The following is an 11,205-nucleotide window of genomic DNA, read 5'->3' as shown; positions in this document are numbered from 1 at the left end:
AGGCATTACAGAGTTTTTAAACAAGGGTCAGGGTTCACCAAGGAAACGCTCTGCAATCATGAATTCGTTTACACTATTGGGTACACGCTGGCAGATAAAAATTTGCCTACAAAGACTTGACTCAATCTGCTCATTCCGGATCATGTGTGCAAAACGTCGGCCAGTGGTAAGATAGAAAAAGATAAAAAAAGGGAGCTGAACCTGTTGAAGGAAGACATTATCAAACGATTTACTTCATACGTGAAAGTCAATACCCAGTCGAACGACGACAACCCCGAATGTCCATCGACACCGGGCCAGCTGACGCTCGCTCATCAGCTGATCAATGAACTCAAGGCACTCGGCATGGCCGATGTAACCATCGACGCCAATGGCTATGTCATGGCGACACTGCCCGCCAATACGGACAAGGCTGTCCCGACCATCGGCTTCATGTCACACGTCGATACCGCAACCGATTTTACCGGCGAAGGCGTCAATCCTCAGATTGTTGAAAACTATGACGGCGAGGAGATTGTGCTGAATAAGGAACGGAATGTCGTAATTAGCCCGGATACCTTCCCTGAGCTGAAGAAATATGTCGGACATATGCTGATCACGACCGACGGTACCACACTTCTTGGTGCCGACGACAAGTCCGGCATTTCGGAAATCATGACAGCGATGGACTATCTGCTGCACCATCCAGAAATCAAACACGGCAAGGTTCGTGTTGCTTTTACACCTGATGAAGAAATCGGACGCGGCCCTCACAAATTCGATGTCGCGGCGTTCGGTGCCGAGATGGCTTATACTGTTGACGGCGGAGCGCTCGGAGGGCTCGAATATGAAAATTTCAATGCTGCCGAAGCCAAACTCACCTTTAATGGCAGCAATGTCCACCCGGGATCGGCCAAGGGCAAGATGGTTAACTCCATCAAGCTTGCCGTAGATTTCCAAAATCAGATTCCAGCTGACGAAGCCCCAGAACTGACCGACGGCTATGAAGGCTTCTACCATCTGCTCAATTTCAACGGCGACGTGGAGCAGACCAAACTCGTGTATATCATCCGTGATTTTGACAAAGCCAAATTTGCGGCAAAGAAGGCTTTTGTTCAGGATACGGTTAAAAAACTGCAAAAAAAATACGGGGAAAAGAGTATCGTCCTCGAACTGAAAGACCAGTACTACAACATGAAAGAAAAGGTGGAAGAACATAAAGAGGTTGTCGATGTCGCGTATCAGGCGCTGAAGAACCTGGACATTGAACCTCAAGTCCTGCCGATTCGTGGCGGTACAGACGGTGCGCAGATCTCCTATATGGGTCTGCCGACACCGAACCTGTTCACCGGCGGCGAAAATTTTCACGGCAAGTTTGAATATATTTCCGTCGACAACATGGTTAAGGCGACTCAGACGATTGTAGAAATTGTCAGGTTGTTCGCTGAAACAAAATAATCACCAAAAAATTGAAGCCCCCGGAACCGCACATCTCGATGCGGCCCCGGGGGCTTTTTCAATTTTGAGCGGCCTCAAACAATTCTCCCGCGCTTATTCAGCGTCTTTTTGACCGAACTGATGTCGCGAACATTGTATTTTGCCATAAAAACATAGCAGAGTGCGGACGGGATCAGCGGCAGCTGCAAAATGCTCATCGTCAGTATGTAATCATAAGGATGGTGAAGGTAGATCGACGCAATGGCACCGGCACCGATCCCCAGATTCCCGACGGTCCGGCCGAGGCTGTTTGCCAAATTGGCAATGCTGAAAACCGTGCCGCGATGTTCTGGCAGGTTGACATCCGTAATCAGCGCCAGCCAATTCGGTGTGTTGGCCGACTGCGCGGCCGAAGCGAATAATGAAATGATAAATAGTGTCAGGATCCATGGATTAGTGAACAGCTGGTTGAGCAGGCTGACAAACAGTGTCACATCATTTGTTGTGTCCGGGAGTGATAAATTATTGATTGGAAAAATAAATAATAAGATATAGAGGGGCATGGTTACCAGAACAAGTGCTGCTGTAATCCGCGCACGCGCTGCATAGCTCCGGCGTTGAAAAACGTCGCCGATATAGCCGAACACAGAGGAGAAAATCCCGCCGAGCTGAAAAATGCCGAAGAAAAAAGTAGCAACAAGCGGCACCATTTTGATTCCGTAATGCAGCTGCTCAATTTTCAAGATGTAAAGCGTGGGTAGCCAGATCAGGCTCCCTGTCGCAATGTTCATGAAGAATCCCTGGAGGAACAGGAGCAGGTTGCTCCGCTTGCCAAGCATCATCATCACCTGATTCAGGCTGACCCGGTATGTATAGCTCTTTCCGCCTTCAAGCAGTCTCTGCAGCTCGGGTTCGGCGCTGCCGAATTTCGGTTCCTCAACGAAGAAATAGAAAACAACGAGCAGCAGGCTGATCAGTCCGAGCACTTCAAAGGGCAGGCGCCAGTTAGACAATGTAGAAATAATCGCCGCGATCAAGGCACCGGCAATCCCGCCTAATCCCTGTGACATGCCCCACAGGCTGAGGATCATCCCTCTGGAGCGGTACGGGACGTAATCGGTCAGTGCGCTGAAGCCGATGGACGCAATACAGCCCAGCCCTACGCCAGTGATGACTTGAAAAAACAGGAGTTGAAGGTAAGACCCGCTCAGTGAAGTCAGGTAAACGCCGAGCGCCCAAATCAAAGTCCCAATGATAATCAGTCTTTTGCGATGAAATTTTCCTGACAGATAACCCCAAAACAGTGATGAAAATGACGTGGCCAGAATATTGATTGCTGAGACAACGCCCATGGATGAAGTCGCAACACCCAAATCCTGCGAAATAGATTTAAAGAGCGGGGGGAACAGTCCGATGACAATGTTGTCAAATGCCGCCAGACTGACGTAAACCGTAACGGCGTAAATCGTTTTTATCTTCTGAAATGACATAAAAAAGTGTCTCCTTAGGATCAGTGTTGCAGGACCATCATCTTTTTGGTAGGATTGTTTCACAGCTTTTTTCTGACAATCATCTTCGTTTGACAGACGCGGCACCAAACGAACCGGATTCAGAATCCTACTGTCAACGTGGTTTTACCAAATTTTCATGAAAATAAATTGTTTCTTGTCCCAGTTTATCATACAATGTTAATTAGACAGAAGAGACTGCTTATCTGGCAAGTCAGTCCAATGTTAGAGAAAGGATATCTTCGATGATTAAAAACATTCTTATCATCTCGTCCAATTACACCGGCCATGGCCATAAGAGCATCACTGAAGCCCTGAGTGAAAAGTTCGATATTGTGCCGGATGTAAAAATCCACGTTGTCGATGGTTTTTCTCTTGGAGGCAACACGCTTCTTAAAGTCGGCAAGATGTACGGACCGATCACCAGAAATTCGGAACATTTATGGAAAATTATCTGGGATTACACATCGGTTAAAGCGTCTTTTGTTAATCACCTGATTGAACTGAAAATCCGTACAAGATTTTTGGCTTTGCTTGATGAAGTCAAACCTGATCTGATTCTGACTGTTCATCCGAACTTCAATGGTTCAATACTTAACATACTCCAGAAGAATAGCATCCGAATTCCGTTTGTCACGCTGATCGCTGATTTGGTCAGTATTACACCGTTCTGGGCAGATCCTCGTGCGGATTATACCATTAGCCCTACTGTGGAAGCCAAGGAAAAATGTATCGGTTTCGGTGTCCCCGCGGACAAAATCAAAGTTCTCGGATTTCCGGTTCGCGAGCGTTTTTACAGCCACACCCCCAAAGACGCGGAACATTTTGATCCCGATAAGCCTCTAAGCTGCCTGATCATGAGCGGTGGCGAGGGCGTCGGAAACATGGGCAAGATGGCAAAGACTTTAATAGAAACATTCGGTTTCAATATTACCATTGTAGCCGGAAGAAATGAGAAATTACAAGCGCACCTAAAAAAAACACTGGGCAAGAAATACGGCGACAAAGTCAAAATTTACGGGTTTACGAGAAACATTCAGGACCTAATCGCGAGTTCCGATATCGCATTTGTACGCAGCAGCCCGAATGTGATGATGGAAGCCGTTTCGTGCAACACGCCCATCGTTATCACCGGCGCGCTTCCCGGCCAGGAAGCCGGCAATCCGAGATTCGCGGAAAAGTATCATCTGGCGATCACCTGTGATTCAATGAGTGACCTTGTACCGACAATTAATGAGCTGCTCGAAAATAACGTCGCCATGCTCAAGGAAATTAAAAAGTCTCAGCAGGAATATGTGGATCCGCAGATTCCTGAGAACATTGTCAACTTTATCCTGAACATTCCGGATGAGGAGCTTCAGCCGGCTGGTGTCTCACGCGATGTTTCGCATCTGAACAAAATCAATTATGAATCTTAAAATTTAACAGACACTATAAGAATCTGTCCCATGGGAGTTCGCCTGACAATAGGGCGAACTCCTTTTTTATTCCGCCACGGAGAGGGTTTCGGTCGTTCTTAAATTTTGAACGAATTTCTATTATCTTCTCCATTTTTAAGTAGCTTCAACCTGTTTTTTGGCAATTTCGTTAACACTCTCTGTTCTTTTGTAAAAATTTTCAGATTTGCTGTACAATAATGATAAAAGTTATTCCACACTATACTTGTATGTATTTGTTTTTTCTGGCCAAATCATCGGATTGGAGAGACAACGATGAAAAAAATTTTGATTCCCGTTGTCGGAACGATCGGCGCGGGCGTCATCCTCATCTCGGGTTTATCGAATTTCGCTCAGGCGGACAACCCGTTTTCCTACTCCCATACAGATGCCACGAATACCGGATCGGGTTCGGATCAGCCATCCGCTTCTTCCGAAAGCGAATCGCCTGATGTTAAAGCGCTTGGACTGGTCGGTATCCATTATCAGCTTTTCCACCTCAATCAGCTGGCCAGCAACCAGATCGCCATCTGGATTGAGGATGAAAAGGGAAACTATGTCACAACGATCCGTGCTTCCAGCTTTACCGCCGGCGGGGGATACAAGATTCGCCCGGAGTCCCTTCCGGAATGGCGGAAAGCAGCCAACTGGTCCCACGCGTCTCAGCAGGAAGTCAGGAAAGTCAGACTCGCCGAGCAGCCAGCAGGCCAGCATGTCGTTTACTGGGACTGTACGGATGCTTCCGGAAGGGCAGTGAAACCAGGAACTTATGATTATTAAGTTGAAGGCAATATTTATTGGGCGAACCGGGTTGTGTTTACCGGCAAAGTCAATGTAGGGAAGAATCCAGGGGTTAATACGGCCGCAGTCCAATTCAAACCGGCAAACGCCGAATCCAATGGACGGCTGCTTGCGAATGTGAACGCAACCTTTTATCCGGGCAAATCACTTACTTCGGCCAAACAAGATCCTTCCGCAAACACACAGGGTTCCTGATGGCCGTATTCAGGAGCAGGGCGATGAATACGGAAATTCTGAACTCAGGACTAAGCGCCTCTGACTGCAAGAACGTATTTGACTGGTTTCAGGCAGTGGAGGCGCGTTTTTCCCGCTTTCTCCCGGAAAGCGAGCTGAGCCGGATCAACAGCCACGCCGGTGATGCGACCCGACTGTCCGAACCATTCGCCGAGCTTCTCTTTGAAGCCCTCCGCTATACGGAAGAAACAGGCGGCCTGTTTCATCCTTTTCTCGGATCAGTCATTAATCATTTAGGCTATAACCAGTCTTTTGAAAAAATCTATTCCAGTGAGATTCCCGTCCTACACTTTTTGGAAAATGAATCGAAACAAGCTGAGCCTGTTCAGTTTGATCTTGAACGACGGATCCTGAAAATCAGCAAAAAAGAACTGCTTGATTTTGGCGGAATCGCCAAGGGCTGGGGAGTACAGAAAATTACACTGGACTTGATTCGCAAAAAACGTACTTCCGGCCTTGTGGATGCCGGAGGCGACCTGATGGCCTAGGGCTTTCCAGAAGGAGAACGCTGGCTGATCGGGCTCTCACATCCTCGCTTCGATCAAGTAACAATTGGAAAGCTATCACTTTCGGGTCAGGCGGGGATCGCGACGAGCAGCGCAGTCAAGCGCAGTTGGAAGAGCGGTACGGTCCGTCTGCATCACATCATTGATCCACGTACCGGGCGACCTGCCGATTCGGACTGTATCTAGGTTACCGTTATCGGAAAGTTGCTCCTTCCCTGTGAAATCTATGCCAAGTGCCTGCTTATCCTAGGCAGCAGAAGCGTCAATCAGTGAATCATTTGTATTCTCTCCGTACGTCTGCTAATATGTTAAGTAGTAAATACGGAAGGGACGTGTACGGATTGAGAAAAGTAAGTCGTCTTTAATTGAACAGAGACCGGTGAGTGGATTAGTCCCTCTTTCTGGTTGCCTTCATAAGCGGCTTTCTGACATTTCAATCGTACAGGTTTCATCCCAAAGGTACATTGCTGGTTCAGTTATTGTCTGGCAGTACTTTTTAAAAATTGGATTCCTGAAAAGACTTGTAAATGGACGCTAACCCGGCGTCCTTTTTTGTACACCCATATCCGCTTAAGGCAACCGTTTCCGGTCTCATTACTAAAATGAGGTGAATAAAAATGGGAACCCTACAAATTCGCAACTTAACGTTTCGCTATACCAACATGGAAAAACCACTCTTTGATAATGTCACACTTAAAATTGACGAAAGCTGGCGATTAGGTTTGATCGGCCGTAACGGCCGTGGAAAGACAACACTGCTGCGGTTATTACAAAATCAATTGACTTACTCGGGAACGATTGAAACCAATCTTGATTTTTCCTATTTTCCACAACCCATTCAGGATCCGGCACAAATGACTTTGAATGTTGCAGCTGATCTTGGCCAGGTCGCCGATTATGAGACCTGGAAGATCGAGCGGGAACTGGCACGATTGCATGTTGACTCTGGCGTCCTTTACCGGCCGTTTAATACGCTGAGCCCCGGTGAACAGACGAAGGTTCTGCTGGCCGGCATGTTTGCAGATGATACTCACTTTCAGTTGATCGATGAACCCACCAACCATCTGGATCAAATGGGACGAACGACTGTAGCTGATTATTTGCGCCAAAAAACGGGATTCATTCTCGTCAGCCACGATCGTCACTTTTTAAATCAGATTATTGATCACGTCATATCGATCGACCGTGCTAATATCGCGGTCTATAGCGGAAACTATGAAACCTGGTATACAGCAAAAACCAGACAGGATACACTCGAACAGCGGGAAAATGATCAATTGAAATCTGAAATCAAACGTCTGGAAAAAACCGCGCAACAAAAAGAACAGTGGTCAAATAAGGCGGAACGCGGTAAATACGCCGGTGGCAAACGTAAAGATAGCAGTGATATCGACCGTGGTTTCGTCGGTCATCGTGCGGCTAAAGTGATGAAACGCTCAGTTACGCTTGAAAAGCGCACAAACAACGCACTGAATGACAAGAAAAAACTTTTGAACAACCTTGAAGACATGGCGGCTTTGACATTACCCTATCAGGAAGCAAGGACCGATCAGACGCTGGTTACTGTTGCAGATCTCGTGCTGCAGCACAACCAGGAAGCACTGAATCAGCCCTTGAGTTTCACGGTAAAAACCGGCGATCGTATCGCGCTAATCGGACCAAACGGTGCAGGCAAATCGACGTTAATCCATGCCTTACTCGATGGTCAGCAAAGTCCCTTAATTCGCAGCGGTTCCGCACATATTCACAATGGAGTGCGTGTGTCCTATTTACCACAGGATTTCGCCAACCTTTCCGGAACCATCAAAAATTTCGCGAGCGAACATGAAGTAGCCTTCGACATGTTACTGGCGACATTACGCAAGCTTGGTTTCGAACGGCAGCTCTTCAATGATCGTATTGAAAACATGAGCATGGGGCAAAAACGCAAATTAGCCCTGGCACGCTCTCTTTGCGAATCAGCGCAGCTTTACATTTGGGATGAGCCCCTGAACTATCTGGATGTGATCACCCGAGAACAAGTCCAGCAGGTCATTTCCGAAGTACGGCCTACACTGTTGCTCGTTGACCATGATCGTGATTTTGTAAATGCCGTCACCACCATGAAAATCCGTTTAGAACATATCCGATAAAAATCCAGACGACGTATGTGCATCTGCTTCGTCAAAAACATACAGTAAAACCCGGGTGAAAACAAAGTATTGTTTTCACCCGGGTTTGTTATAGACTTAAATTTTTTCCATTACACGCGATGCGCGCGTTCTTTTTTTATCTGCTTGCTGCGCAGTTGCCCGCAGGCAGCATCAATATCGGTACCAAATTCCTTGCGGACGACCGCGTTGATACCCCTCTTTTTCAATGTCTCATAAAAAGCTACGACGGCTTCTTTCTCACTACGCTGATATTCCGAATGTTCCTCAACCGGATTATATGGAATTAAATTCACATAAGCCAGATGGCGCTTGTTTTCGAGCAATTTAGCCAGTTGCAGGGCTTCTTCTTTGTGATCATTAATATCCTTCAGCATAATATACTCGAAGGTAATTCGCCGATTTGTCTTTTTCAGATAATAGTCCACGGCCTCCATTAATTTTTCAACCGGGTAAGCTTTATTAATTTTCATGATCCGGCTGCGCAGCTCATTATTTGGCGCGTGAAGCGATATGGCCAGGTTAACCTGCCAGTCAATATCCGCAAATTCGTAGATCTTCGGCACGATGCCGCTTGTCGACACGGTAATATGACGGGCACCGATCGACAGCCCTTTCTGATCATTAATAATCCGCAGAAAATTAATAACGTGTTCAAAATTATCAAACGGTTCTCCGATGCCCATGACGACAATATGTCCGACACGATCACCATTTCCCTGCTGATCAAGGCTTTTCTGGATTGCCAGAAGCTGTTCGACCATCTCACCGCTTGTCAGATCGCGGTTTTTTCTCAGCAGGCCGCTTGCGCAGAAACTGCAGCCGATGTTGCATCCCACCTGTGATGTGACGCAGACGGAAAGCCCATATTCATGCGGCATCAGCACCGTTTCAATCAGATTGCCGTCGGTCAGCCGGAACAAATATTTTGTTGTTCCGTCCTTCGCTTTTTGCGCAATCTGCTCTTCCAGCGTCGCCATCACAAAATGATCCTTCAGCAGCTGAATACCCTTTTTGGGAAGGTTAGTCATGTCATCAAAACTGCCGGCACGTTTGACATAGAGCCAGTCCCAGATCTGAGTCGCCCGAAACTTTTTTTCTCCATGCTCACGCATCCATGCCGTCAATTGATCTTGCGTTAATCCATAAATGGAAAGTTTGCCCATTAAAATACCTCTTTTATATACGATTCAAACCTGAGTCTATCATACTTTACCCCTGCCGGCTCCCGCAACTACCAAAGGCAATTGAGATCAGTCCTCTTCACGTTCTTTTGATCTGCGGAAGGGCAGCTTCTTCATCGGGCTTTTGTAGGCAACACCCAGCACGTCAATAAGGAACACAAAAACCGGCAGGCCGACAATGAGACCCCAGATACCAAAGAAATGCTCGGAAAAAATCAGAACCACAAAGGTATAGAAGACAGGAAGTTCCGTTTTGGCCGACATGAGTTTGGGATTCAGAACATAGGCTTCGATTGCATGAACCACCAGGATGGTCAGAACCATGTAGATCACATCCTGAACCCCGCCGATCGTGTAACCGATAATGCAAAGCGGAATCAGTGAAATAATGACGCCGGCGACAGGAATGAGGCTCAGAACAAAGACCATAATGATCAGGCTGAACAGTTGTGGAAAGTGCAGCACAGCCAGAATAACCGAAGTGATGGCCGTATTGACAATCGCAATCATGAACTGTGCTTCCAGAACCTTGCCGAAAGTGTCTACGAACCGGGAAGCAAAAAACGCGATTTCATCATACAAAAATCCGATCTTGCTGGATTTGAAACCCTTTGTGAACTGGATCAGACGCTCTTTCTCAAGCGAAAAAAACAGGCTGAGCAGCAAAGCCAGGAATAAGTCCACTGTAAAAGTACCCAGTGACGAGAACGAATCAATCAGGAACTTGACTCCCGATCCCAGATAAGTCCCCACGTTATACTTCTTTAACTGATCCATAACGGCCGTCATTAAAACCGATCCATGGAATTCTTTAATCGTGGTTGTGACCGACTTGTAGAGCTCCACGGTTTGCTCTGCGACAATCGGCAGATAAATGGTGACTGTCACATAAATAGCCAACCCGATCAGGATGTAGAGGACAATAACCACAAGGCGTCTCGGAACCTTCAAATGGCTGTGCAAAAATGTTTCCAGCCTGTCGATCAGAAATGAGAAAATAAAAGTCAGCAGCAGAAGATCAATCATGCTTCTGACAAAATACAGGATCAGAATCAGCAGAGCGAAAATAAGCACCCGCCTCACCGATTGCTTTTTAAACAAAGTGACCAGAAGATCCATAACCGCAGCTTCCCCATTCTTTATCTAATTCAAATAATTTTTAGACGTCTGCCACAAAATTAGCAATGCTCTATTTATTGTAGAGGCTTTTTGTCTTTTTCGCAAAATATTTTAGCATTTTTAATAACGACACAAAGCTTAGCCGAATCTTCCTCTATAAATCGAGTAGGAGGAGATAATTTCTCCGACCTCTCACACCACCGTACGTACGGTTCCGTATACGGCGGTTCAATAGTTTAAGTGTGCACGCTCGAACAGACAGGTAAGATTTTTAAGACCTGTCTGTTCGAGTATTTTATTAGTTATTGCCCGATGTAGGATGTAGCTACAGGCGATACGCCAGTAGCCTTTTCGTGTATTTGCCCATTCCCACGCTTTTTGTTTGGGCACGTTAAGTTGAACAAGGCTTTTGTATTTCGTCCTGATCTTCTTCCAACGTTTCCAAATGATCTGTCGAATCCTACGCCGGAGCCATTCGTCTAAGTGATGGATGTAACTTTTCATATAGCTAATGCCATAGTAATTGATCCAACCCGTGGTTACTTTATTTATTTCTTTGATGATCTCACGGATGTTACTGCTTTGACTTCTTTTGGTCAGTTGTTTGAGCTTACGCTCAAAGGATTTTTTCGACTTTTGATGTGGGCGAAATCCGACCCCTTGCCAGGTCGTATGCAAGCAGAATCCAAGAAATTTAAGTTTCGTTGGACTACCCACCTTGGTCTTGTCGTGATTGACCGTCAGTTTTAGTTTCTTTTCCAGAAATACAGTGATACTTTTCATGACTCGTTCTCCTGCTTTTCTGCTTTTGACATAGATGTTACAGTCATCGGCATACCGGACAAATTTGT

9 protein-coding genes and 1 pseudogene are annotated in these 11,205 nt (G+C 46.4%); 6 read left to right on the top strand and 4 right to left on the bottom strand.

The features are described 5' to 3' along the window. Positions 1–204 precede the first annotated feature (204 nt). Entirely contained in the window at positions 205–1,437 is a 1,233-nt protein-coding gene (gene pepT, locus E4665_RS17550; protein WP_135350100.1) for a peptidase T, read from the top strand. A gap of 74 nt (positions 1,438–1,511) precedes the next feature. Here pepT and E4665_RS17545 read toward each other — a convergent pair whose 3' ends face one another. Further along, the gene (locus E4665_RS17545) at positions 1,512–2,906 is read right to left on the bottom strand and encodes an MFS transporter (RefSeq protein ID WP_135350099.1); all 1,395 of its coding nucleotides are present in this window, start codon (positions 2,904–2,906) and stop codon (positions 1,512–1,514) included. A 263-nt stretch (positions 2,907–3,169) separates the two neighbouring features. Here E4665_RS17545 and E4665_RS17540 point away from each other — a divergent pair, with 263 nt between their 5' ends. From E4665_RS17540 to abc-f, 5 genes and pseudogenes are all read left to right on the top strand, one after another. Beyond that, on the top strand, positions 3,170–4,342 hold the full coding sequence (locus E4665_RS17540; RefSeq protein ID WP_135350098.1) for an MGDG synthase family glycosyltransferase: 1,173 nt from the start codon (positions 3,170–3,172) through the stop codon (positions 4,340–4,342). Positions 4,343–4,636: 294 nt separating this feature from the next. Beyond that, positions 4,637–5,140 carry a DUF2271 domain-containing protein gene (locus E4665_RS17535; protein ID WP_241654961.1) on the top strand — a complete coding sequence of 168 codons (504 nt, stop codon included), beginning with the start codon at positions 4,637–4,639 and terminating at the stop codon, positions 5,138–5,140. Between the two features lie 33 nt (positions 5,141–5,173). Next, the gene (locus E4665_RS18605) at positions 5,174–5,356 is read left to right on the top strand and encodes a hypothetical protein (RefSeq protein ID WP_241654958.1); all 183 of its coding nucleotides are present in this window, start codon (positions 5,174–5,176) and stop codon (positions 5,354–5,356) included. Continuing rightward, positions 5,356–6,087, top strand: a pseudogene (locus tag E4665_RS17530) (FAD:protein FMN transferase). Before E4665_RS18605 ends, E4665_RS17530 begins: the two are co-directional and overlap by 1 nt. 431 nt (positions 6,088–6,518) lie before the next feature. Then, the gene (abc-f, locus tag E4665_RS17520; protein WP_135350096.1) at positions 6,519–8,033 is read left to right on the top strand and encodes a ribosomal protection-like ABC-F family protein; all 1,515 of its coding nucleotides are present in this window, start codon (positions 6,519–6,521) and stop codon (positions 8,031–8,033) included. Between the two features lie 110 nt (positions 8,034–8,143). Here abc-f and rlmN read toward each other — a convergent pair whose 3' ends face one another. The 3 genes from rlmN to E4665_RS17505 all read right to left on the bottom strand — a co-directional run. Beyond that, entirely contained in the window at positions 8,144–9,217 is a 1,074-nt protein-coding gene (rlmN, locus tag E4665_RS17515; protein WP_135350095.1) for a dual-specificity RNA methyltransferase RlmN, read from the bottom strand. A gap of 87 nt (positions 9,218–9,304) precedes the next feature. Continuing rightward, positions 9,305–10,354 carry an AI-2E family transporter gene (locus E4665_RS17510; protein WP_135350094.1) on the bottom strand — a complete coding sequence of 350 codons (1,050 nt, stop codon included), beginning with the start codon at positions 10,352–10,354 and terminating at the stop codon, positions 9,305–9,307. 228 nt (positions 10,355–10,582) lie between these two features. Continuing rightward, on the bottom strand, positions 10,583–11,205 hold a 623-nt coding region (locus E4665_RS17505), incomplete at its 5' end, for a group II intron maturase-specific domain-containing protein (RefSeq protein ID WP_241654956.1).

The organism is Sporolactobacillus shoreae, assembly GCF_004684935.1.
Classification (GTDB): Bacteria; Bacillota; Bacilli; order Bacillales; family Sporolactobacillaceae; genus Sporolactobacillus; species Sporolactobacillus shoreae.
The sequence above is the reverse complement of the archived record's forward strand: the minus strand, read 5'-3'. Positions and strand labels throughout refer to the sequence as shown.